This is a genomic window from Arthrobacter sp. CAN_A6 (assembly GCF_015751715.1).
GTDB lineage: Bacteria > Actinomycetota > Actinomycetes > Actinomycetales > Micrococcaceae > Arthrobacter_D.
The window spans coordinates 21,365-44,929 of sequence record NZ_JADOUV010000003.1 but is presented as its reverse complement, the minus strand read 5'-3'; the positions used below and the strand labels follow the sequence as shown (position 1 = coordinate 44,929).

Sequence of the window (23,565 nt, the reverse complement as noted above, 5' to 3'; positions counted from 1 at the left end):
CCATGCGCAAGCCGGCCGTCGTCGTCGTTTCCCTGGCATGCCTCGGCATGCTGGCAGGTGGCGGGTTCGCCTTCGCGGACCCGGCGGGCCCCACCCCGCAGGGAGCATCCCTCATCATCACCCACGACGACGACGAGCTGGCGAGCGTCCCGCTTCCCGGAAACAGCTTCTCGGTGAGCTACCGCAATTCCCTCTACGGCACCCTGGCCGAGGAGCGCTACACCGTCGAACCGAACGGCACCTATCTGCTGGACCAGATCGCCGCTGATCAGCTCGCGGTGCTCGAGGAGTATTACGCAGTTCCCGGTGTGCCGATGGCCGCCGGAGCATCGGACAGCCGGAACTGGGTCGTCGAACCCGACCCCGCACGACCCGCAGCCTTCGAAAAGCTTTCGCTCGCGGCAACAGACCTCGGGCAGCGCACCCTGCACGTCCCGGGTGCCCCGCCGCTCGAACTCTGGACCCTGGTCGACGACAGCAACCCGTTCGTTGAATTACATCTCGAGGAGACACCATGACCGAGCGACCCGACGGCAACGGCGCCGTGGCAGCGCGCACCACCGTCCCAGTCTCAGGCCCTGCCCCAGGACACAAGGCACCTGATCCCTATGAGCAGGCAGGCCGTGCCAGGGCGAAGGACGACGACACGGTGAATCCGCTGGAGCGGGAAGACACCATCGACGAGGAAGCGCTGATCGCCGAGTACGAGGCCGAGAAGCCCGCGCGGCACCTCAGCGGGCTTCCCGGGCTGCTCATTAAGATCTTCGGAGCAGGGCTCTCACTCCTGGCCCTCTACTGGGTCTTCAATCCCATGGCCACGCAGTTCTACCTACCGCTGTTCCTGGGGATCGGCCTGTCCCTGACCTTCCTGGTCTACCGGGGCTGGGGCCGATCGGAATCATCGAAGGCCAAGAAATCAAGCGACAACCCCGGCATCGCGGACTGGGCACTGGCCGTCGTTGCGCTGGTGCCGTTCCTCTACATCATCTCGGACTGGGACGGCTTCTTCCGGCGCGCGATCACACCCACCTACCTCGACCTGATCATGGGCGTGATCGCTATCCTCGTGACCCTCGAGGCGTCGCGCCGGACGGTCGGGATCCTGGTGCCGCTGGTGGTGATCGGATTCTTCGCCTACGCCTTCTTCGGCTCCTTCGTGCCCGCCCCGTTCAACACCTCCTCCTTCGACTGGGTCCGGCTGGTGGGCCACAACGTCATGGGCACGCAGGGTCTCTTCGGTGTCCCCACGGATGTGGCGGCGACCTACATCATCCTGTTCACCATCTACGGCGCGGTCCTCGGCGCCTCAGGTGCCACCAAGTTCTTCATCGACCTCTCCTTCTCGGCCTTCGGCCAGTCGAAGTCCGGCCCGGGCCGGACGGTCACCCTCGCGGGATTCCTCCTCGGCACGGTCTCGGGCTCCGGCGTCGCGACGACGGTGACCCTGGGCGGTATCTCCTGGCCGCTGCTCCGCAAGGCCGGCTACCCCAAGGAACACGGTGGTGCCATCCTCGCCGCCGCCGGCATCGGTGCCATCATGTCCCCTCCCACCCTGGGAGCGGCGGCCTTCATCATCGCCGCACTCCTGGGCGTCTCCTACCTCCAGGTGCTGATCTGGGCCACCATCCCCACGGTGCTGTACTACTTCGGCATCATCCTCGCCATCGAGATGGACGCACGCCGCTTCAAGACCAAGGCCGTGGACTTCGACGTCAAGCCCGTGGGCAAACTGCTGCTCCGTTTCGGCTACCACTTCAGTTCCCTCGCCGCCATCGTGGTGTTCATGGCCATGGGAATGACCCCGTTCCGCGCCGTGGTCTACGCCACCTTCCTCGCGTTCGTCCTCAGCTTCCTCGACCGCGCCTCCTGGATGACACCGCGCCGGATCTTCGACGCCCTCGCCACGGGTGCCACCGGCGCCCTCTCGGTCATTCCCGTCATGGCCGCCGCGGGCCTGATCGTCGGCGTCATGACCCTCACCGGGCTGGGCCTGAAACTGGCGAACATCATCGTGGACTTCGCCGGTGGGAGCCTGCTCCTGACGGCGATCTTCTCGGCGATCTCCGTGATCCTGCTGGGCCTGGCGGTGCCCGTGACCGCGAGCTTCATCATCTCGTGGGTCATCATCGGACCGGCCCTGCAGGATGTGGGCGTCCCCGCCTTCGCCGCAGCGATGTTCATCTTCTACTACTCGGTGCTCAGCGAGGTCTCACCGCCCACGGCGCTCTCGCCGTTCGCAGCCTCCGCAATCACGGGCGGTAAACCGATCCAGACCATGTGGCTCACCTGGCGCTACACCCTCTCGGCGTTCCTCGTGCCGTTCATCTTCGTGCTCTCCGGCCCGGGCGTCGGGCTGCTGCTGCAGGGCGGCATCGGAACCATCGCCCTGGCGTTCAGCGTCTCGCTCGTGGCCGTGGGTGCCCTCGCGGTGTCCACCGGAGCATGGCTGTTCGGCCCGGCCCGCTGGCCCGAACGCGTGTTGCTGGGGCTGGGATCACTGCCGATGCTGGTCATGGAGCCGATGTACATCGGCATCGGAGCAGCCATCATCGCCGTAGGAATCGTCGTGCACCTCCTCGGCCTCAAGATGCACCGCAAGGACCATCCGAACGAGTCGGCAGGAACGCCCGCTGCCGATGCCACTCCAGAAGGAGCCACGGCCGTCGGCACCGGGGCTGCCAACAACCAGGCTCCCGGCAACCGAGCTTCCAACGACCGGGCTCCCGACAACCAGCCTCTGGGCACTGCCGACGGCACTCCCCGCACCGGAGCCGAATCGTCGTGACCTCCGCACCGCCGCCCGGCGCGGGCGGCACATTGCTCCAGGCCGTCACGGTGACCACCCTGGGCGTCCTGCCGGCGTTCCTGGTGGGTGCCCTCGCCGTGCAGATCCGGGCGGACCTCGGCATCGGCCCCGCCGAAATGGGCATTGCGGCCGCCACGCTGTTCGCAGTCTCCGGAATCTGCGCGCGGTGGCTCGGCCGGCTCGTCCAGCGGATCGGGGCAGCAAAGGGCGTGGTCGCCTCTGCCGTCCTGGCAGCGATCGCCCTCACCGGAGCCGGCCTGGCGCCGTCGTTCGGCGTCCTGATCGCCGCCCTCGCAGTGGGAGGGCTAGCCAACGGCCTGGCCCAGCCGGCGGCAAACCTCGGCATCTCGCGGGCGGTCAGCCCGGGCAGGCTCGGACTGGCCTTCGGCATCAAGCAGTGCTCCATCCCCGCCGCCGGTCTGATCGGGGGCCTTGCGGTTCCGGGCATCGCCCTGGTGCTCGGCTGGCGCTACGCTTTCGCCCTGGGCGTCGTCCTCGCCGTGTCGCTGGCCCTGTGGGCCGGACTGAAGGCACAGGGAACCCCTCCCTCGACGTCGGGGGCCGCAGCACCCGCTGATCGTGGAACCCCCCGACGCGGGCTCGTCCTGCTGGCCATCGGCGCCGGCCTCGCTGCGGCTGCCGCCACGTCCATGGGAGTATTCCTCGTCGACTCCGCCGTGGAATCCGGGATGTCGCCCAGCGCCGCGGGATTTCTCTTCGCCGGTGCCGCACTCCTGGGCCTCCTCATCCGAATAGCGCTCGGCGCCGCCATGGACCGGTATCCGCAACGCAGCCCCTACATCCTGGTGGCCAACCTGCTGACCCTCGGCGTGGCCGGCTATGTCCTCCTCGCCTTCGGTTCCTCCACCGCTTTCGTGCTCGGAGCGCTGCTGACCTACGCCGCTGGATGGACCTGGCCCGGACTCGTCCACTTCGCCGTGGTGCGTGACAACCGGCACGGCGCCGCCTCCGCCACCGGAGTCCTCCAAACCGGGCTCTCCCTCGGTGCTGCCGCCGGCCCCCTGCTGTTCGGTTTCCTCGTCGCCGCAACGTCCTACCGGACCGCATGGCTGACCGCCGCCGTCGTCGCCCTACTTGCCGCCGCGACCTTCCGGCTCGGCCGCCGGGTCATTCGTGCATCACGGTCGGCGGCGGAAGCCGCCGCACCGCAGGTCGCCCCCGAGTACGCAGCGCCGCTGGACACCACGGAGGCCGGAGCAGCCACGGTCACACCGGGAGCGGCCCCACCGCGCCTGGAACCACCAGTCCTGAAGGAATACCGATGAAAGGAAAGTCTTTATGACCGAACAGCTTCCGCACCTCTCCCCCGGACTCTGGGGGGTGCTGGCCACGCCATTCAGCGGAGCCGACCTCGCCGTCGACACCGCCTCACTCCGCCGTGAGGTCCAGCTCTACACCGCACTGCCGGCCACCGGGATGGTGGTCCTGGGTGTCTTCGGCGAGGGAGCGTCACTGACCGCGGCCGAACAAGCCCTCACCGTCAGCACCGTCGCCGACGAGGCGGGGAACACCCCGCTCGTGGTCGGTCTCTCCGCCCGGACGACCGCCGTCGCCATCGAGCAGGCCCTCACCGCGGTGGAGGCCGCCGGCAGCAACCTGGCCGCCCTCATGGTGCAGGCGAACACCGCCGACCCGGACGTGCTGACCGCCCACCTGACCGCCATCCACCGGGCCACCGGCGCGGGCATCGTGCTGCAGGACTACCCAGTGGCCTCCGGCGTGAAAATTAGCGCCGAGCAGATCCTTCGCGTCGTGGGGCAATGCCACTTTCTCGTCGCCGTGAAGTCGGAGGCTCCTCCCACGGCGTCCGCCATCGCGAAACTGACCCGTTCCACGGACATTCCCGTCTACGGCGGGCTGGGAGGCGTGGGGCTGCTCGACGAACTGGCCGCGGGCGCAGCCGGCGCCATGACCGGGTTCTCCCACCCCGAAGGCCTGCAGATCGCCCTGACAGCCTTCGCCGACGGTGGTTTCGCCGGTGCCCGCAGTGCCTTCGCGCCATGGTTGCCCCTGGCGAACTTCGAGGGCCAGCCCGGCGTGGGGCTCGCGCTGCGGAAGGAGATCCTGCGCCGCCGTGGAATCATCGCCGACTCGTCGGTCCGGCCTCCCGCTCCCGCGTTGCCGCGTGAGCTCGCAGATCTGATCGACGCACACCTCGACGCAGTACGAATGGAGATCGCCTGATGGATACAGGACTGACAGGAAAGAACGTTCTGGTGCCCGGCGCAAGCTCCGGGATCGGCCTGGCGATTGCGCAGGCACTCGCCGCCGAGGGAGCGAACGTCGTGCTCGCCGCACGGCGGGAGGACGTGGTGCAGGCAGAAGCGGCACGACTGCCCTCCGCCGTCGGAATCGCGATGGACCTGAACGACGACGGCGCCCCGGCTGCGCTGGTGGAGGCCGCCGAGCGCGCCTTCGGGCCGATCGACGTGCTGGTCCTCAACAGCGGCGGCCCTCCTCCCGGCGGCGCTGCCGACATCACCGATGTGCAGGCCCTCGCCGCCGTCAACCAGTTGCTGCTCCAGCACCTGCGGCTCACCTCCCTGGTGCTCCCCGGCATGCGGCAGCGGGGCTGGGGGCGCATCGTAGCGGTGGGATCCAGCGGAGTGCAGCAGCCGCTGCCCAACCTGGCGCTCTCGAACATCGGCCGTGCCGGTCTCGCGGGGTACCTCAAGACCCTGGCGGCCGAGGTCGCCGCCGAGGGCGTGACGGTCAACATGGTGCTCCCCGGCCGCATCGATACCGAGCGCGTCGCATCGCTGGACACCGCCGCGGCCAAGCGGACAGGCGCCACGCCCGCCGAGGCACGCGCCTCCTCCGAGGCCGGCATTCCCGCACGCCGGTACGGCACTCCGGCCGAATTCGCCGCGGTCGTCACCTTCCTGGCGAGCGCGCCGGCGTCGTATGTCACCGGAGAACAGATCCGGTGCGACGGCGGCATGGTCCGCGCCTACTAGAACCCCACCTCTTCCCCGATTAGAAAGGGCAGCTTCATGGCTCCCAGCATCCTCCACCTCTGTTCGATCAGCGGCGAATCCACTACCGGCGCACCCGGTGCTTCCGGGACCACCGAGACGGCGGCCGTCGTTCACCCGCGCCGCGGTGTGGCGCGGGTCTCCGACCTCCTTCCCGGCTTCACCGGCGACATCCTCGACGTCCTCACCGGGGATCTCCTCGGGCAGCTCGATGCCGCGGCGGAGACGGCCGACGACGCCGTCTTCAGCAGTCCCGATGGAGTCACCTTCGGCGCCCCCTACCGTCACCCCCGCATGCTCTGGGGCATCGGACTCAACTATGTGGAACACGCCTCGGATCTCTCTGAAGGCGTACCGGAAGAACCGGCGTCCTTCATCAAGGGTGACCACACCGTCATCGGGCCCGGCGAAGCCATCCCCATCCCGGAACAGAGCGAGCGCACCACCACTGAGGCCGAGGTGGCCGTGGTGATCGGCCGGTACTGCCGCAACGTCGAGCCGGAGGACGCCCTGGACTACCTGGTGGGTGTCGTGCCCGTCCTCGACCAGACGGCCGAGGACATCCTGCAGCGCAACCCGCGGTTCCTCACCCGCGCGAAGAACTTCCCCGGCTTCTTCTCCTTCGGGCCCCGCATCGTGCCGCTGGCCGAGGCAGTGGGCAGTGGCACCTTCGCCGACATGGAGGTTTCCACAGTGGTCAACGGCGAGGTGAAACGCAGCAACACGGTCTCCCATATGCGCTACGACCCCGCGTACCTGATCAGCTTCCACAGCAAGGTGATGCCGTTGTACCCCGGCGACATGATCTCCACCGGAACCCCCGGCGCCATCCACGTCACTCCGGGCGACACCGCCGAATGCCGCGTCTCGGGCGTCGGCGTACTCAGCAACCCCGTGACCGCGTCCCGCTAGGGCCGCAGGCACACTTTTTTGGAGGAGGAATTCGTTGAGCAGGAATTCGGAAAGGCCACCGGCCGGTTCGGGCCAGGCAGGCAGCCCGCCACCCGGCCCCTTGGAGGGGGTGAAAGTGGCAGACTTCTCACGGGTTCTCGCCGGACCGTTCGCCTCCATGATGCTCGCCGATTTCGGGGCGGACGTCCTGAAGGTGGAGAGCCCTGAGGGAGATGACACCCGCTCCTGGGTTCCCCCGGTGGACGAGCACGGAGTGGGCACCTATTTCTCCAGTGTGAACCGGAACAAGCGCTCGGTGGTCTGTGACCTCCGTAGTCCGGAGGGATTGGCGCGGGCCCTCGAGATCGCGCTGGAGGCCGACGTCGTCATCGAGAACTTCCGGCCCGGCGTCATGCAGCGCTTCGGGCTGGATTACGAGACCCTTTCTGCGCAACGACCGGACCTGGTGTACTGCTCCATCACCGGCTTCGGCAGTGCCGGCGGGGCCCACCTGCCCGGCTACGACCTCCTCGTGCAGGCGGTGGGCGGGCTCATGAGCGTCACCGGTTCGCAGGACTCCGAACCGAGCAAGGTGGGCGTGGCGCTGGTGGACGTGGTCACCGGCCAGAACGCGGTGGTGGGCATCCTTGCCGCGCTGCGCTCCCTGGACGCTACCGGGAGGGGCCAGCGTGTCGACGTCAATCTGCTCTCCTCCTTGCTCTCCGGCCTGGTCAACCAGGCCTCGAGCACGCTGGCCACCGGTGAAGCCCCACAGCGGATGGGAAACGCCCACCCCAGCATCGCCCCCTACGAAACACTGCGGACCGCCGACAGCCCCCTGGCCGTCGCCGTCGGGACCGATCGGCAGTTCGAGTCCCTGGTGCACGTCCTCGGCGTGCCGGATCTCGCCACTGACCCCCGTTTCCGCGGCAATTCGAACCGGGTGGCGCACCGCGGCGCACTCAAGACCCTGCTCGAGGAGCAACTCGGCACCCGAAGCGCCGTCGAATGGTCACGCCTGCTCAGTACAGCGGGTGTTCCTGCCGGCAAGGTCAACTCGATCGCCGAAGCGCTCCAGCTCGCCGACGACCTCGGGCTCACGCCCGTCGTCGAAATTGCTGACGCCGGGACGAACCGCACCAGTTCCCAGGTAGCCAACCCCATCCGGCTCTCCGAGACCCCGGCCAGCTACCGGCGCGTACCCCCGCTCCTCGGCGAGCACAACGGCGCAACCTTCACCGCACACCGCCACCCGTCACTCATCACCACAGTTACCGGAAAGTAGACCCATGACCGACCCTTCGGACCTTCTCGGAATCGACGCCCTGCTCTCGGACGACGAACGCGCACTGCGCGACCGCGTGCGCAGTTTCGTGGACACGGCCATCAAACCGAATATCGCCGGCTGGTACGACCGCGCCGAGTTCCCGCTGGAGATCGTGCCCCGCATGGCCGAGCTGGGGCTTCTCGGCATGCATATCAAAGGCTACGGCTGCCCCGGGCGGAGTTCCGTCGAGTACGGGCTGGCGGCACTTGAACTCGAGGCCGGCGACTCCGGGCTGCGCACCTTCGTCAGTGTGCAGGGCTCCCTGGCCATGAGCGCCATCGCCAAGCACGGTTCGGAGGAGCAGAAGAACGAGTGGCTGCCGAAGATGGCGGCCGGCTCGGCGATCGGCTGCTTCGGCCTCACCGAGCCCTCCGGCGGGTCGGATCCCGGCAGCATGCTCACGTTCGCCAGGCGCGACGGCGACGACTGGGTCCTGAACGGCAGCAAGCGCTGGATCGGGCTGGCGTCGGTGGCACAGGTGGCGATCATCTGGGCCAACACCGACGACGGCGTCCGCGGCTTCGTGGTGCCGACGGACACCCCGGGCTTCAAGGCCACCCCGATCGTGCAGAAACTCTCGATGCGGGCCTCGATCCAGTGCGACATCGAACTCACCGACATCCGCCTGCCCGGCACAGCACTGCTGCCGAAGGCCAAGGGACTCCGCGGCCCCTTCGAGTGCCTCAACGAAGCCCGTTACGGCATCATCTGGGGCGCCATGGGAGCCGCACGCGACAGCTACTTCGCCGCGCTCGACTACTCCCGCGAACGCCTGCAGTTCGGCAGGCCGCTCGCCGGCTACCAGCTCACCCAGCAGAAACTCGTCAACATGGCCCTGGAGATCAACAAGGGGATGCTCCTGGCCCTGCAGGTGGGAAGGCTCAAGGACGCCGGAACCCTGCAGCCCCACCAGATTTCGGTGGGCAAGCTGAACAACTGCCGTGAGGCGATCGAGATCTGCCGTGAAGCCCGGGCGATGCTCGGCGGCAACGGCGTCACGCTCGACTACTCCCCCCTTCGCCACGCCAACAACCTCGAGAGTGTGCGCACCTACGAGGGGACTGACGAGGTCCATACGCTGATCCTCGGCAACCACATCACCGGCATCCCGGCCTTCCGGTAGCGCCGCCGTGATCGAGTCCGTTCCCCCCGCCGGCCAGGCAACACCTTCAGGCAGTGTGCCGGTGAGGAAATCCGCAGCCTCGACGGGCCCCGCCACCAGGATCCGGCGTGGCCTGACGAGCTACGGCGACGCGGGGTTCTCCCTGTTCCTGCGCAAGGCCTTCATCAAGGGGGCCGGCTATTCGGATGACGCCCTGGACAAGCCGGTGATCGGCATCATCAACACGGGCAGCGGCTTCAATCCGTGCCACGGCAATATGCCCGCACTGCTCGAAGCCGTGAAGCGCGGGGTACTGATGGCCGGCGGACTGCCGATCGACTTTCCCACCATCTCGCTCCACGAAAGCTTCTCGCAGCCCACCAGCATGTTCCTGCGCAACCTCATGTCCATGGACACCGAGGAGATGATCCGCGCCCAGCCCATGGACGCCGTCGTCCTCATCGGAGGCTGTGACAAGACGGTGCCCGCGCAGCTGATGGGCGCGGCGTCGGCGGGGGTGCCCGCGATCACCCTGGTGACGGGGTCTATGCTCACCGGCGGCCACCGCGGGCAGCGCGTTGGTGCCTGCACCGACTGCCGGGCCTTCTGGGGGAAGTTCCGGAGCGGCGAGATCGATCAGCAGGAGATCGACGACGTCAACTCGAGGCTCGTGGGAAGCGTCGGCACGTGCTCGGTCATGGGAACGGCCAGCACCATGGCGTGCCTGACCGAGGCCATGGGCATCGCCCTGCCCGGCAGTGCCAGCCCGCCCGCCGTCACTGCCGACCGCGTGCGCATCGCGGAACAGACCGGGACGCAGGCCGTGGCGCTCGCCGAACGCGGTACCGAGATGGGCACCATCCTCACCCGGGAGGCTTTCGAGAACGGGTTGCGGGTGCTCCTGGCGATCGGCGGGTCCACCAACGCGATCATCCACCTCACCGCCGTAGCCGGGCGTCTAGGGATCCGTCTCAGTCTGGAGGATCTGGACCGGATGAGCGTAGAGACCCCCGTACTGGTGGACCTCAAACCCTCGGGCGCCTACTACATGGAGGATTTCCACCGCGCAGGCGGGGTTCCGGCCGTCCTGCGTGAACTCGGCGACCTCATCCACCGGGACGTGCCCACCGTCACCGGCCGCACCCTGGGCGAGGAGATCGACGACGCCGGCCCCGGCTTCCCGCAGGACATCGTGCGGCCGCTGTCGAACCCGATCTACCCGGAGGGCAGCCTCGCGTTCCTGCGGGGCAACCTCGCGCCGGGCGGCGCCATCATCAAGCAGGCAGCCGTTCCAGCGCACCTGCTGGAGCATACGGGGCGTGCTGTGGTGTTCGAGGACACGGCGGATCTCGCGGCACGGATCGACGACGAGGACCTCCACGTCGTGGCCGAGGATGTGCTCGTGCTGCGGAACATCGGGCCCGTCGGCGCACCCGGCATGCCGGAGGCCGGCTACCTTCCCATTCCCAGGAAACTCGCGGCGCAGGGGGTGAAGGACATGGTGCGCATCTCGGACGGCCGCATGTCCGGCACCGCTGCCGGAGCCGTCGTCCTGCATGTCACACCTGAGTCGGCGGTCGGGGGGCCGCTGCGGCTCGTGCGGACCGGCGACACCATCACCCTGAGCGTCAGCCGCCGGCTGATCCAGCTCGAGGTACCCGAGGACGAGCTGATGCGACGCGAGCGAACACTGGGACCACCGCCGGCGCCCGCGGCAGAGCGCGGCTACCGGAAGCTGTACGTGTCGGAGGTGACGCAGGCCGATGAAGGGTGCGATTTCCGGTTCCTGCAAAGTACCGGGCTGCCGCGCCCGGAAGGGTCCCAGTCGTTGCTCAAGGCACCGTAGGATCAAGGAAAATTGCTGATCGGAAAGGGAATTACCATGAATACTCCCCAGACAATGCCGGACAACTGGCAGCGTGCCCTGCTGATCATGGCCCATCCCGATGATCCCGAATACGGCACTGCCGCCGCCGTCGCACAGTGGACCGGAGCCGGAAAGGATATCTCCTACCTCCTGGCCACCCGCGGTGAGGCCGGCATCGCCGGAATGAGCCCGGCGGAGGCCGCCATGGTCCGGCTCGAGGAGCAGCGCAGGGCCTGCGAGCAGGTGGGCGTCGAGAACCTGACCTTCCTCGACTACCCCGACGGGCGGATCGAGAACACCCTCAAGCTGCGCAGGGACATCGCCCGCGCCATCCGGCGGCACCGGCCCGACGGCATCATCACCCTGAACTTCGGGGAGACGTGGGGCCCCGGCCGCTGGAACTCCTCGGATCACCGCCAGCTCGGACGGGCAGTGCTCGACGCAGTGGCTGACGCCGCCAACGAGTGGATCTTCCCCGAGCTGGCCGAGGCCGAAGGCCTCATCCTGCACCCCGTCCAATGGGTCGCCGTCGCCTCACCGAGGCCTACCCACTGGCTGGAGGTCGATGCCGACAGCGTCGAGCGCGCGGTGGCCTCCCTCGCCGAACACCGGCAGTACCTCTGCGCGCTCAGCAACGAGCCGGTCGAGGTACAGGCCCGGCAGCAGATCGACATCATGACCGGTGGTGCCGAATCAGCGAAACGACGGGTCGGATTCGAGCTGTACTCCTTCTGATCGCAGTGCTGCAGGTTGGGATCGAACGTCTGCAGGGCCGATCGAAGCAGCTTCGACCCGACCGGCAGGTGCCGGGACTCCACCGATTCCCCTGATTCCCCGAACCCGCAACTTCAGTGCAGATCCGCACCCAGCTGTCCGGCCAGGTCGGTCATGCTTTCCGAGGTGAGGTCCCAGGCGCCCGTAGGGCCTTGATCCGATGTCTGCTGCGGCCCGTATTCAGTACGGCGGGTGATGAAGGCAGTAGCCAGACCGTTCAGTTGCGCGGCTTCAAGATCCTGGTTGTGCGCTGCCGCGAGCATCAGCTCACCCGGGTCCATCCCGAGAAGCCCGGCTGTCCGGAGGTAGGCCTCCTGTGAGGGTTTGTAGGCGCGGGTGATGTCGGAGCCGATAATGACATCCCAGGGCAATCCGGTGTATTTGGCCATATTCACCAGCAGCGAGGTATTTCCGTTGGACAAGGGCCCGATAATGTACCCGCTCCGCAAAGCTGTCAGCCCCGGAATACTGTCAGGCCAGGCAGGGAGGCGGTGCCATGATCGATTCAGGTCATCGACGGCATCCGATTCGAATTGCCCAGGGTTGACGCCGTGGTTCCGAAATACCTGATCAAGACCTTCGCGGTGCAATTCATCCAGCAGAACGAAGGGGCGGGCGCCCGAGCGCACCAGGTCGAGGGCAGGTTGATACAGGCTCCGCCAGTCGTCCGCGAATCGCTCAGCATCGAGGTGCAGGCCCTGGGAAGTAGCGAAAGCCCTCACGTCCCGCGTGATTCCGGTCCGCCAGTCCACGACTGTGCCGAACGTGTCGAAGAGGACGGCCCTGATCCGCCTGCCGGTGGAGGGTGATTCGAAGGGACGGAAGGCCATGGTTGTCCTTTCCAGTTCGACGCAAGGATACCGCCGGATCAATGGCGGCACAGTGGCTGTTCCACAGCTATTCTTGCACCATATGCGGACAGCTTTTCCGGTTGGTCACGGAGCCGTTCGCTGTGGAAATGATCCGCGTTCTGAACTGACGGCAATCCGCGCGATTCAGCAGAACGAATCAGAATTGTCGTCCGATTCCGTAGAACTATGCCGTTCACCGTCGAATACAGGGAGCTCTAGTGAAGTCGTTTGCATGTGGAGATGTGGTTCCGGGCTGCGAAGCCCGTTGGGTCTGCAGTACTGATGATGAAATCCTGGTCAATGTCGGAGCGCACGCGGCATCCGCGCACGGGTTGACCGAGTTCCCGGTCGACCTTGTCCAGTCGGTTCGCAGAGCTATCGTCCCGGTTAGTTGATTCCCGCGGCCGACACGTCCCGGCCCGGGACCGGCGCACCTGCCGTCTCGGGCTGGGAAGCGCTCCTTGCGGCCGCCTGCCGCGGTGAAGGCCTTTCCACGGCCTACCAGCCCATCGTCGATACCTCGCGCGGCACGGTGGTCGGATATGAAGCCCTCGCCCGTTTCCCGGGTTTCCTAGAGAGGAACCCTGAGGTCTGGTTCTCCGCCGCGCGTACCTACGGGAAGTCCGCGGCTCTGGAATCGGCAGCGCTGCGGGCAGCGCTCGCAGCGCGGGCTGCGCTCCCACCCAACTGCTTCCTCACGGTCAATGTCTCCCCCGAACTGCTGACCTCGGAGGAGGTCCGGAGTGTGTGGCGGAATGAGGGGAACCTGGGAGGTCTCGTCGTCGAACTGACGGAGCAGGCTCCCATCGATTCCTACCTGGAACTCGAGCCCGACCTGAACCAGTTGCGCGCCGCTGGAGCCCTGATCGCGATCGACGACGCCGGTGCCGGGTACGCGGGGCTGAGGCATCTGCTGGCGCTAAGGCCCTCCCTGATCAAGATCGACCGGGAACTCGTTCAGAATGTCGACCGCGACGAGGCGAAGCGGGCACTGATCGAGATGCTCGGGACATTCGCCAGCCGCGTCGATGCCTGGATTCTTGCGGAGGGCGTCGAACGGGTCGAAGAACTTGATGCGCTCGTCTCCCTCGGCGTTCCCCTGGTGCAGGGCTACCTCCTGGCCCGGCCTGCCCCGCCCTGGGCCGGCCTCGATCTGGACCTCGCTCACCGCCTGGCCGTCAACCGCCCGGTGGACCACAAAAGGCTCATCCGCGACGTCGTCGAAACGGCCACGACTGCCGTCAGCGCGGCGCAGGCCGCTGCCGCCTTCACGGCCGACCCCGGGTTGCAGTCGGTGGTGCTTCTCGGTGAACAGCTGCGGCCGGTTTCCGTCCTTGACGTGGGCGCGGCGGAACTCGGCGTGGTGAGCCAGGGGATGCGCGTGAACCTCGACACGCCGCTGGCCGAGGCCCTGGCCCGCTGCATGACGCGGGAGAAGGCAAGCCGCTTCGAGCCCCTGCTGGTGACGGACAACGCGGGCCGGTTCGCCGGGGTTGCCCGCCTGGAGCGCATTATCGCAGCACTGACCACGACGGGCCCGGAGCTATCCGGAAGCTAGCCCGCCGGGACCCGCAGGGAATCGGTGTGCTGAAAGCATTCCTGCCGTAAGTAACATGTTAATCACTCGTAGTGCACCCCGGTCAGCGGTTGCCGACCACCAGCCCTTGAAGGAGCTCCATGACGTATGCCGTCCCGGTTCCCACTCCCCCCAGTCTCCCGATCAGCGGCAGCGAAACTCTCTTTCCCGTGCGGAGGGTGTTCTGTGTCGGGCGCAACTACGGAGACCATGCACGCGAGATGGGCGCTGATCCGAACCGGGAACCGCCGTTCTTCTTCCTGAAGCCGGCGGACGCCGTCTTCACGCCGAAAGAGACGGAAATCCTGGGCGGCACCCTCCCGGTTGTCCCCTACCCACCCCAGACCGCGGATCTCCACCACGAAGTCGAACTGGTGGTGGCGCTCGGACAGGGCGGCACCGGGATCGACCCCGCTGACGCGCTGGACACCGTATGGGGTTACGGCGTAGGGGTGGACCTGACCCGCCGCGACCTGCAGTCGGAGGCGAAGAGCCTGAGGCGTCCCTGGGATCTCGCCAAGGGCTTCGACTGGTCCGGACCGTGTTCACCGCTCCGCCCGGTCAGCGCGGTGGGGCACCCCGCCGACGGCCGGATCTGGCTGGATGTGGACGGCGTGCTCCGGCAGGAGGGCGACCTGAGGGACCAGATCTGGACTGTCGCCGAGATCATCGCGCACCTCTCCCGATCCGTCGCACTGCGTCCCGGGGACCTTCTCTTCACCGGCACCCCGGCCGGCGTCGGAGCCCTGCCACACGGAAGCTCGGTCACCGCCGGCATCGACGGAGTTGCCGAACTCTCGTTCACCATCGCGTGAGCCGGACACCGGCGGGACGGACCACAAGGCAGCCCCTCGCCGACCAGGTCCACACCGCGCTCCTGGCGCAGTTCCTCGACGGCCGGCGGAAACCGGACGAGGTGCTGAACCTCGTATACCTCGCCAGGGAGTTCGACGTCAGCCAGACGCCGCTGCGTGAGGCGCTGGCCCGGCTCGAGCACACAGGACTGGTGATCCGCGAAGCCCACAAGGGGTACCGGGTTGCCCCGCTCTTCAGCCTCGAGGACCTCCGGAAACTGATGGATGCCCGCCTGGTCCTCGAGCCGGCCCTGGCGTACGAAGCGGGCCTGCGCGTCACACCGGAATTCCTCGACCGTCTCGCCGAAACCATCTCCTCCCTCGAAACCGGCGCCCACTCCCCGGGCAAACCCCCTGTTCCGAGTTTCCTCGAGGCGGACGAGCAGTTCCATGCCGCGATCGCCCACCAGGCGAACAACCGGTTCCTCGAGGACGCCTGGAGATCCTTCGGCGGCCAGGCGCAGCGCTTCCGCCTCTACGCCAAAGCCAGTTCGACGGCGCCCACCACCACCATTGCCGAGCACCAGGCGATCCTCGATGCCTTCCTGGAGCGCAACGCCGAGGCTGCGTCCTCAGCCATCCGCTCCCACATCCAGAACGCGAAAGCCCGCGCCCTTTCCGACCGCCGCATGGTGACCGCGGAGGTCGAGGAGGCAGGCTCCCCCACCGGGTGAGGACAGGGTCAGCCCCCCGTGGGTACAGGGGCCGCCGCCGTGGCGACGGGGCCGACGCGCGCCAGCTGACCCGGCCCAGTACAGCTAGCGCCGGGGTGTGCCCTGTCCGAGCGGCGTCAGGATCATGTCGGTTCCGGCCCTCCCGCAGATCGCCCGCAGGTGTTCGAGAAGAGGCTCGGGAAGAGGAATGCCGTCCCTGCTACGGCTGGTGTGTGCCTCGGCTTCGGGCTCACCCGGAAGAACGACGCCGGGTTCGTCCTGGGTCATCAGGCGGACGAGCTCGTCGACATACCCGGCGGTGGCCCCGGCCTCGGCCACGCTGTTCGGGTCGATGACCAGGACGAAGTGTCCCAGGTTGTCGCTGGGCCCGTCATACAACGGCAGGGCGGCTCCCGAGAACGCCGCGCTGAGGACGTGGACCATCAGGCTCAGCCCGAAGCCCTTGTGCCCGCCCGTTTCGGTGCTCGGACCGCCGAGCGGGCTGACGGTTGCCTCCTGCGTGGTCAGCAGCGAATGGGCGAGCGAGGCGTCGGTGATGGTCCTGCCCGACCGGTCGCTGACCCAACCGACCGGGAGGTCCTTGCCGGCCAGGGCGTAGGCCTTCACCTTGTTCATCGCCACGACGCTCGTGGACATGTCGACCACCAGTTCCCCTCCGGTGGTGCGTGGGGCGGCGAAGGCAATCGGATTCGTCCCGAGAATCGGCGTCGTGCCCCCCGCAGCGGCAACCACGGGTGTGCGCGTCGTTGTCGTCATCAGAGCGACCAGGCCGCGCTGCGCGGCGCTCCGGACGTAGTGCCCGAGCGCTCCCAGATGGTGTGAATTGCCGACGGCGACCGCCCCGATTCCACAGGCCGCGGCCTTCCGGATCGCCAGGTCCATGGCGAAGAGTCCCGCCGGGTGTCCGAGGCCCGCACCGGCGTCGACGACGGCGAAGGCTGGAGCATCTCGAACCACCCGGGGAACGGCATCGAGCCTGAGGCGGTCCTCGAGAAGGAGTTTCTCGTAGAGCATCAGCATCGACACGCCATGCGAATCAATGCCGGCCAGATCGGTCTCGACCATCACCGTGGCCGTGGCGGCCGCCGCTTCCGGCGGCATTCCCCAGGCGGAGAGGACCGCGACGATCTGCCGGTGCAGCTGTGCGGCGTCGAAGCGGCTCGTATTCTCCCCGTTCACCGGTTCCCCTCCTCCAGCTCGTCGGCAATACGCCTGCCGATCTCGAGGGCGGCGGTCGCCGCCGGCGAGGGCGCGTTGAGCACGTGGATCTGGCGGGGTGCCCGCTCGAAGTAGAAATCGTCGACAAGGTCGCCGTTCCTCCGCATCGCCTGCGCGCGGACTCCCGCGTGGGTCGGCACGAGGCTGTCGTCCGCGAGCTCGGGCACGAGTTCCCGCAGGCTCGCCAGGAACTTCTTCTGCGACAGCGACCGTGCCACCTCGGAGAGCCCCACCTTCCAGAATTTTGCCCCGAGCTTCCACAGCCCGGGCCAGGCAGCACTTTCAAAGACGTCCCGTGGATTGATGCTGAGCCAGGTGTAACCTTCCCGAGCCAGGGCGAAGATTGCATTGGGCCCGGCATGGACACCGCCGCCGATCATCTTCGTCAGGTGGACGCCGAGGAAGGGGAAACTCGGATCCGGCACCGGGTAGATCAGGCCCCGTACCAGGTGCGACTGGTTCGGGGTGAGCTCGAAGTATTCACCGCGGAACGGAATGATGCGCACCTCGGGGGTGAGGCCGGCCAGCCGCGCGATGCGGTCGCTGTGCAGGCCGGCGCAGTTGATGAGGTCGTCGGCGGAGATCTCACCCGTGGTGGTCGAGACGGTCACGGAACCGCCGCCCGCCGAGATCCCGGTGACTTCCGTTCCCAGCAGGATCTCGCCCCCGGCCTCCGTGATCAGCCGTCCGAGGGCCTCGCAGATGCCCCGGTAGTCGACGATCCCCGTCGACTCCACCCGGAGGGCGGCAACGCAGGCGACATGGGGTTCATAGGCGCGGGCCTCCTCGGGGGTGACCATCCGGCAGGGGACGCCGTTGGCGAGGCCCCTTCGATGCAGCTCCTCCAGTGCCGGGAGCTGCTCCGGGCGGGTGGCGACCACCAGCTTCCCGCAGATGTCCACGGCAACCCCGTGGTCCTCGGCGAACCGGTGCATCGACTGCGCGCCGGCGGTTCCCAGGGTTGCCTTCAGGCTTCCCGGCGCATAGTAGAGGCCCGAGTGGATGACTCCTGAATTATTGCCCGTCTGGTGCTCTGCTAGCCGGGGCTCCTTGTCGACCACGGTCACGCGGTAGCCGCGGAGCGCGAGCTCGTACGCGGTGGCAAGGCCGACTATTCCTGCGCCCACAACAACAACGGAGCTCTTCATCTTCGTGTTCCTCTTCTGACGTCGACGTCGTACCGGAAAGCAGCGAACCTGCAGCAACTGTATATGGTTGTCGGCAAGGATATAGAGTTCGAGGCTCGGCCGAAGTCGCCACGACGTCCAGGCCCTGCCCTCGCCCCATCCGGAAGGACCAGCACATGCCATCGCATCCGAGCGACACCCCACTCACCCTGATGAGCTCCCTCGTGGTGCGGAAAGCTCTGGACGGCGGTGTCCTGTCGGCTTACGAGCAGGCCTCCGGCTCCTCGCTGCGGACAGAGTACGTCCCCACGACCATCCTCCTGGAACGGCTCGACGCCGGCGCCGAACCGGATGTACTGATCGGCACCCGGGAAGCGCTGCTGCGCCTCGAGGGGTCGGCCGTCGTCGTCGGAAGTGGACTGCCGCTCGTGCGATCCGCGATCGGGCTGGGCGTGGCCTCCGGCGCTCCCCGCCCGGCCATCACCACCGAGAGCGACCTCATCGACGCCCTGCTCGGCGCCCGCTCCGTTGCTTTCTCACGGGCCGGGCAGAGCGGAATCTTCTTCCAGGAACTGCTCGGCCGCCTCGGTATCGCGGACCAGGTACTCTCCCGGGCCACTGCTCTCGACACGGGCTTCACGGGCGTCGCCGTGACCGACGGCCGGGCCGATCTTGCACTGCAGCAGGTCAGCGAACTGATGTTCGTGGACGGGGTCGACGTCGTCGGTCCGTTGCCGCATGAATTCCAGCACTACAGCGTGTTCGCCGTCGCCGTCGGCTCCGGTGCGGCGAACCGGCACGCAGCGGAAGGCCTCGTCCGCCACCTGACGGGTCCCGCGGCACGGGAGGCGTATGCGGCAACCGGCCTGCAGAACCTCCACCCCGGGGCACAGGGCGAGATGCCGCAACAGTAGGCTGGGCTCGTGGTGAACGACACTTCGGATCTCCCCCGCGGCGGCCTGGCTGCGCTGTGCGCTGCAGAGACGACGAGTTGGGGATTGCTCTACTACTCGCTGCCCGTAGCGGTCATCCCAATCGTGCGGGACACCGGCTGGTCCGCCACAGCAGTCACCGGCGCATTCTCCGCAGGGCTGATCGTGTCGGCCGCGGTGGGCGTCTGGATCGGCAGGCTGCTGGACAGGCGCGGACCGAGGGCCGTCATGGCCGGCGGAAGCGTCGTCGGTGCGGCGGCCCTCGTTCTGGTTGCCCTCGCCCCGAACTATCCACTGTTCGTCCTGTCCTGGCTAGTGGCGGGCTGCGCGCAGGCAGCAGTCCTCTACCAGCCCGCCTTCGTGGTGATCACCCGCTGGTACGGCCCCGCCCGCCTCCGGGCGCTCACCACCCTGACGCTCATCGCCGGATTCGCCTCCACCATCTACTCGCCACTGACCGCGCTGCTCATTGAACGGGTGGGGTGGCGCACGGCTTTCCTAGTTCTGGCCGGAACACTCGCCGTCGTCACCCTTCCGTTGCACTGGTTCTTCCTCAACGCTGCGTGGACCACGCATCCGGCCGCCGGCCCCCACAGCGCCGGCGGGATCCGGGCGGTCACCCGGAGCCGGCGCTTCGTCATGCTCCAGGTTGCCATGGCCCTGACCACCCTCGCCCTGTTCGCTGTCACCCTCAACCTCATTCCGCTCCTCCTAGAGCGTGGATTCGACTACCGGACGGCGGCGCTGGTCTTCGGACTCGTCGGCGCGGGGCAGGTTCTCGGGCGCCTCGGGTATGGAGCGCTGCAGGGGCGAACTCCCCCCGTTCGCCGCACCGTCCTCCTGACCGGCTCCGGCGCGCTGTGCCTGGCCCTGCTGGGAGTGTTGCCGGGACCCGCCGTCGTACTGGTGGTGGTGGTGATCATCGCCGGAATGCTCCGCGGCTGCAACACGCTCCTGCAGGCCACCGCCATCGCTGACAGGTGGGGCACCAGCAGCTTCGGCGCCGTCCACGGCGTGTTCATCGCACCCATCACTGCGATGGCGGCTCTCGCCCCGGCAGCAGGGCCCCTCCTTGCCGGTCAGCTGGGAAGCTACTCCGCGATGGCGGCGGGCATGGCGGTCCTCGCCGCCGTGGCTGTGGTGGCCGCGGCGCGTTCCTGAGCGGACCGACGCGCCGCGCCATCCGGTTCGGGCACAAAAAAGCAGGGCGGGAAAAATCCCGCCCTGCTTCATCCATCCAGGCCAGAAAGAGGCCGGACTGCCTTAGAGAGGCTGGATATTTGACGCCTGGGGACCCTTGGGGCCCTGCTCGGTGTCGAAGCTTACCTTCTGGTTCTCATCGAGCGAGCGGTAGCCGCTCGCGTTGATGGCGGAGAAGTGTGCGAACACATCTGCGCTTCCGTCGTCAGGAGCGATGAAACCAAAGCCCTTTTCAGCGTTGAACCACTTCACGGTACCTGTTGCCATTGTTATATATCCTTCTGAAATTCAGACGCCATCCGACTTTCGGAAAGCCCCAGTCGCGGCGTGCTTGTCCGCTTTTTCAGAAACACGGCACCTCCCCGGAGGGGTGCACCGCGCGAAATACAAATGCGCAACACTACAACTAGGTCTTACTTAACCAAACTCAGGTGGGTAATGGCAAGCAGGATCCTGAACGAACTTTAATTTGTGACGTTCAGACAGCTGCGGGCTGGACGATTTCGGCCACCAGTTCGAAGGATCTCAGCCACGCCTCGGTGGAGCCGGCCTGGGTCGCCACGATCAGTTCGTCCGCTCCCGCATGGCCGGTGAACCAGTCCAGGTAATCGCTGACCTCGCGCGCAGTACCCACCGCCGAGTAGCGTGCCATCTGCCCGATCTGCTGGCCCGCGGGGGAATTGAGGATCACCTCGGACTCCTCCCGGGTGAACTGCTGGCCCCTTCCCAGGAGCAGCGAGACCCGCCGCCGCTTGGCCTCCGAGAATTCACGCTGGGCATCGGCAGCCGTGTCGGAGGCGATGACGTTGACTCCCGCCAGCACGTGCGGGCGCTCCAGTTGCTCCGAGGGCCGGAACTCCCTGCGGTAGATGGCGACGGCGTCGAGCAGGGCCTGGGGCGCGAAGTGGGAGGCGAAGGCGAAGGGAAGACCCAGTGCAGCGGCGAGCCGCGCCCCGAAAAGGGATGACCCGAGGATGTAGAGCGGCACGTTCGTCCCGGCCCCGGGTGTGGCCTGCACTCCGGCCACACGTGTTTCCCCGCTGAGGTAGCCCTGGAGTTCAAGGACGTCCTGCGGGAAGGTGTCAGCAGCGGAAGGGTCGCGGCGGAGGGCACGCATCGTATTCTGGTCGCTGCCGGGAGCACGGCCGAGCCCGAGGTCGATGCGGCCCGGGTGAAGGGTCTCTAGGGTGCCGAACTGTTCCGCGATGGTGAGCGGCGAGTGGTTGGGCAGCATCACACCGCCGGAGCCGAGGCGGATGGTCTTCGTATGGGCCGCGACATGACCCACCAGCACGCTCGTGGCGGAGGAGGCGATGCTTCCCATGTTGTGATGCTCCGCGTACCAGATCCGCGTGTAGCCCCACTCCTCGGCGCGCTGCGCGAGGGCGACACTCGAGGCAAAGCTCTCCGCCGCCGTCGACCCCTCCGCTATCTGCGCGAGGTCAAGGATGGACAGGGGAACAGTCATGGTGGTGGGACCTTTCACGGCGGACGCAACCAGTGCCGGATGCTTAAGGTGGAACCGCCGGAACGGCGGGGTTATTTCCCCCGCCCTTCCCATCCACGAGATCTGCGAGGATGGAGCCATGGCCACCTTCGAACTTCCGACGACAGTATCCGGCCTCCGTGCCCGCCAGGACGAACTGGTACGTGCCCTGGCTGTCGAGAACAGCACTGCCACGCTTCAGTTCCTCAGTGATGAGCTCGAGGCCATCCAGCGTCGGCTGGAGCAGGACAGGTAGCCTCCTCCGCCTCGTCGAGGAGAGCTCCCGCAGCAGCGAAGCCGTTCCCCCAAGGTGCACCGTCATCGCTCTCTGTGCGTGCTCGGCGTTCCCGCCAAGGACCGCCCGAACGACGGAGGCGTGCTGCCGGTTCATGGTGGACGGCGGTATCGCCGGCGCCTGTGTCACGACGCTCCGAACCGTCAGATGGCCGTCTTGGGCGCCACGTCCCCGGTGCCCGCTTCGCGGATCGCCTTGCGCTCACGCGCGCGGTCGAGGGCGTTGATCACCGGCGCCGCCGTCACGCCGTGCAGGAGGATCGACATCACGATCACGAGACCCACGATGCGCCACAGGGCCTCGTCCTCGCTGGCGAAATCGCCCTTCGACAGCGCGTAGCTGAGGTAGTAGATGGAGCCGATGCCGCGAACGCCGAAGAAGGAGATGACGCTGCGCTCCCACGGGCCCGTGCTGCCCCTGCTGAGGCTGATCCAGCCTGCAAGTGGCCGCACCAGGAGAAGGAAGGCCAGGGCGACGAGGATCTCGACGACAGTGACTCCCGCCAGCAGGCCCCTCGCCACCGCGCCGCCGAGGAGGACGAGCACCACCACGGTGAGCAGCCGCTCGAGCTGCTCGATGTAGCTGTGCAGCACCCCGTGGAACCCGTGGGTCTGCTCCCCGGAGCGGATGGTGACCGCGCAGACGAAAACGGCGATGAACCCGTACCCCTCGACCATCTCCGTCACCCCGTAGGTCAGGAAAGTGGCAGCCAGGGCAACGAACCCCTCGGAGTGGCTGGCCATCCGCGCACTCTCGATCCGGGATTGGAAGAAGACCCGGCCCAGCAGCTTGCCCACACCGAACCCGAAGAGGCACCCGATGCCGATCCGCCACACCACGTCCAGGGCGAAGAACTCGGGGAACCAGGCCGACGGCGCCGCACCGACCAGGCTCACCGCGATGGCGAGATACACGAAAGGGAAAGCGAGCCCGTCATTGAGCCCGGCCTCCGAGGTCAGGGCGAAACGGACCTCATCCTCGGCTTCGAGTTCCTCCTCCGTCTCGGAGGGCTCGCCCACCTGCACTTCTGACGCGAGCACCGGGTCCGTGGGCGCGAGGGCCGCCGCTACGAGGATCGCGCCGGCCAGTCCGAGGCCCAGCGCCCAGACGCCCAGCAGCGTGAAGACGATCAGGCACAGCGGCATCGCGATCCCGAGCAGGCGCCACGTGGTGGCCCAACGTTTGCGGCCAACCTTCCGGTCCAGGGCCAGGCCCGCACCCATGAGGGAGATGATCACGCAGACTTCGCTGAGGTGGATGGTGATGTCGCTGTACGCGATGGGATCCGGGCTGGGAAGATCGCCGGCGATGGAGAAAACCAGGACCCCTGCGCCGAAGAAGATCATGGGCATCGACACCGGAGCCCGCATCAGCAGGCGTGGCAGCAGGGCAGCGGCGAAGACGGCGAGTCCTGCTGCAGCGAATATCAGGCTCGGCGCTTCGAACACCGGCACCTCTTTCCTCGAACGAATCAACGCACGCCGGAGAAAGGCGCGCTCGTGTAGGTTACGCCGATTCCAGAAGCTGCGGGGGACGGTCCTCCCCGGCGCCGGCACTTGACGGCCCGCCGGGAATGCGGCATTCCATTG

23 protein-coding genes are annotated in these 23,565 nt (G+C 67.4%); 17 read left to right on the top strand and 6 right to left on the bottom strand.

Annotation, left to right across the window (positions count from 1 at the left end; all coding sequences use genetic code 11):
• Positions 1–2 precede the first annotated feature (2 nt).
• The 10 genes from IWX75_RS06460 (at position 3) to IWX75_RS06415 (ending at position 11,724) form a co-directional block, all read left to right on the top strand.
• Positions 3–518, top strand: coding sequence for a hypothetical protein (locus tag IWX75_RS06460; protein WP_196821430.1), 516 nt, complete (start codon positions 3–5; stop codon positions 516–518).
• Positions 515–2,785: a TRAP transporter permease gene (locus IWX75_RS06455; protein WP_196821429.1), complete on the top strand. Its 2,271-nt coding sequence runs from the start codon at positions 515–517 to the stop codon at positions 2,783–2,785. The genes IWX75_RS06460 and IWX75_RS06455 overlap by 4 nt, the downstream gene beginning before the upstream one ends.
• Positions 2,782–4,092 carry an MFS transporter gene (locus IWX75_RS06450; protein ID WP_196821428.1) on the top strand — a complete coding sequence of 437 codons (1,311 nt, stop codon included), beginning with the start codon at positions 2,782–2,784 and terminating at the stop codon, positions 4,090–4,092. The genes IWX75_RS06455 and IWX75_RS06450 overlap by 4 nt, the downstream gene beginning before the upstream one ends.
• Before the next feature lie 13 nt (positions 4,093–4,105).
• A complete protein-coding gene (locus tag IWX75_RS06445) occupies positions 4,106–5,011 on the top strand; it encodes a dihydrodipicolinate synthase family protein (RefSeq protein ID WP_196821427.1) in 906 nt (301 codons plus the stop codon).
• A complete protein-coding gene (locus IWX75_RS06440; RefSeq protein WP_196821426.1) occupies positions 5,011–5,784 on the top strand; it encodes an SDR family oxidoreductase in 774 nt (257 codons plus the stop codon). The genes IWX75_RS06445 and IWX75_RS06440 overlap by 1 nt, the downstream gene beginning before the upstream one ends.
• A 36-nt stretch (positions 5,785–5,820) precedes the next feature.
• A complete protein-coding gene (locus IWX75_RS06435) occupies positions 5,821–6,714 on the top strand; it encodes a fumarylacetoacetate hydrolase family protein (protein WP_196821425.1) in 894 nt (297 codons plus the stop codon).
• Positions 6,715–6,829: 115 nt separating this feature from the next.
• Positions 6,830–7,978: a CaiB/BaiF CoA transferase family protein gene (locus tag IWX75_RS06430; protein ID WP_334684157.1), complete on the top strand. Its 1,149-nt coding sequence runs from the start codon at positions 6,830–6,832 to the stop codon at positions 7,976–7,978.
• Between the two features lie 4 nt (positions 7,979–7,982).
• Positions 7,983–9,143 carry an acyl-CoA dehydrogenase family protein gene (locus IWX75_RS06425; RefSeq protein WP_196821423.1) on the top strand — a complete coding sequence of 387 codons (1,161 nt, stop codon included), beginning with the start codon at positions 7,983–7,985 and terminating at the stop codon, positions 9,141–9,143.
• Between the two features lie 61 nt (positions 9,144–9,204).
• A complete protein-coding gene (locus IWX75_RS06420; RefSeq protein WP_334684156.1) occupies positions 9,205–10,968 on the top strand; it encodes an IlvD/Edd family dehydratase in 1,764 nt (587 codons plus the stop codon).
• Positions 10,969–11,004: 36 nt separating this feature from the next.
• Entirely contained in the window at positions 11,005–11,724 is a 720-nt protein-coding gene (locus tag IWX75_RS06415) for a PIG-L deacetylase family protein (RefSeq protein ID WP_196821422.1), read from the top strand.
• Positions 11,725–11,837: 113 nt separating this feature from the next.
• Here IWX75_RS06415 and IWX75_RS06410 read toward each other — a convergent pair whose 3' ends face one another.
• The gene (locus tag IWX75_RS06410; protein WP_196821421.1) at positions 11,838–12,593 is read right to left on the bottom strand and encodes a haloacid dehalogenase type II; all 756 of its coding nucleotides are present in this window, start codon (positions 12,591–12,593) and stop codon (positions 11,838–11,840) included.
• A gap of 239 nt (positions 12,594–12,832) precedes the next feature.
• Here IWX75_RS06410 and IWX75_RS06405 point away from each other — a divergent pair, with 239 nt between their 5' ends.
• The 4 genes from IWX75_RS06405 to IWX75_RS06390 all read left to right on the top strand — a co-directional run bounded on the left by IWX75_RS06405 (position 12,833) and on the right by IWX75_RS06390 (position 15,718).
• On the top strand, positions 12,833–13,009 hold the full coding sequence (locus IWX75_RS06405; protein ID WP_196821420.1) for a DUF1059 domain-containing protein: 177 nt from the start codon (positions 12,833–12,835) through the stop codon (positions 13,007–13,009).
• Positions 13,006–14,172: an EAL domain-containing protein gene (locus tag IWX75_RS06400; protein WP_334684155.1), complete on the top strand. Its 1,167-nt coding sequence runs from the start codon at positions 13,006–13,008 to the stop codon at positions 14,170–14,172. Before IWX75_RS06405 ends, IWX75_RS06400 begins: the two co-directional genes overlap by 4 nt.
• A gap of 119 nt (positions 14,173–14,291) precedes the next feature.
• Positions 14,292–15,005 carry a fumarylacetoacetate hydrolase family protein gene (locus IWX75_RS06395; RefSeq protein WP_196821419.1) on the top strand — a complete coding sequence of 238 codons (714 nt, stop codon included), beginning with the start codon at positions 14,292–14,294 and terminating at the stop codon, positions 15,003–15,005.
• Positions 15,002–15,718 carry a GntR family transcriptional regulator gene (locus tag IWX75_RS06390; RefSeq protein ID WP_196821418.1) on the top strand — a complete coding sequence of 239 codons (717 nt, stop codon included), beginning with the start codon at positions 15,002–15,004 and terminating at the stop codon, positions 15,716–15,718. Before IWX75_RS06395 ends, IWX75_RS06390 begins: the two co-directional genes overlap by 4 nt.
• Positions 15,719–15,802: 84 nt before the next feature.
• Here IWX75_RS06390 and IWX75_RS06385 read toward each other — a convergent pair whose 3' ends face one another.
• Positions 15,803–16,897 carry an Ldh family oxidoreductase gene (locus IWX75_RS06385; protein ID WP_196821417.1) on the bottom strand — a complete coding sequence of 365 codons (1,095 nt, stop codon included), beginning with the start codon at positions 16,895–16,897 and terminating at the stop codon, positions 15,803–15,805.
• Positions 16,894–18,084, bottom strand: coding sequence for an L-2-hydroxyglutarate oxidase (lhgO, locus tag IWX75_RS06380; protein ID WP_196821416.1), 1,191 nt, complete (start codon positions 18,082–18,084; stop codon positions 16,894–16,896). The genes IWX75_RS06385 and lhgO overlap by 4 nt, the downstream gene beginning before the upstream one ends.
• A gap of 155 nt (positions 18,085–18,239) precedes the next feature.
• On the opposite strand from lhgO, the gene IWX75_RS06375 reads away from it, so the two are divergent.
• Both IWX75_RS06375 and IWX75_RS06370 read left to right on the top strand, forming a co-directional pair.
• The gene (locus IWX75_RS06375; RefSeq protein ID WP_196821415.1) at positions 18,240–18,977 is read left to right on the top strand and encodes a substrate-binding domain-containing protein; all 738 of its coding nucleotides are present in this window, start codon (positions 18,240–18,242) and stop codon (positions 18,975–18,977) included.
• Positions 18,978–18,986: 9 nt separating this feature from the next.
• Entirely contained in the window at positions 18,987–20,156 is a 1,170-nt protein-coding gene (locus IWX75_RS06370; RefSeq protein ID WP_334684154.1) for an MFS transporter, read from the top strand.
• Between the two features lie 102 nt (positions 20,157–20,258).
• Here IWX75_RS06370 and IWX75_RS06365 read toward each other — a convergent pair whose 3' ends face one another.
• On the bottom strand, positions 20,259–20,462 hold the full coding sequence (locus IWX75_RS06365) for a cold-shock protein (protein ID WP_026533290.1): 204 nt from the start codon (positions 20,460–20,462) through the stop codon (positions 20,259–20,261).
• Between the two features lie 211 nt (positions 20,463–20,673).
• Positions 20,674–21,663, bottom strand: a complete 990-nt coding sequence (locus IWX75_RS06360; RefSeq protein ID WP_196821414.1) for an LLM class flavin-dependent oxidoreductase — start codon at positions 21,661–21,663, stop codon at positions 20,674–20,676.
• A 118-nt stretch (positions 21,664–21,781) separates the two neighbouring features.
• On the opposite strand from IWX75_RS06360, the gene IWX75_RS06355 reads away from it, so the two are divergent.
• Complete coding sequence (locus IWX75_RS06355) at positions 21,782–21,937, top strand: hypothetical protein (RefSeq protein WP_196821413.1); 156 nt, start codon at positions 21,782–21,784, stop codon at positions 21,935–21,937.
• Positions 21,938–22,119: 182 nt separating this feature from the next.
• On the opposite strand, the gene IWX75_RS06350 is transcribed toward IWX75_RS06355, so the two are convergent.
• Positions 22,120–23,424 (bottom strand): cation:proton antiporter, encoded by a 1,305-nt coding sequence (locus IWX75_RS06350; RefSeq protein ID WP_196821779.1) that lies wholly within the window; start codon positions 23,422–23,424, stop codon positions 22,120–22,122.
• Between the last annotated feature and the right edge of the window lie 141 nt (positions 23,425–23,565).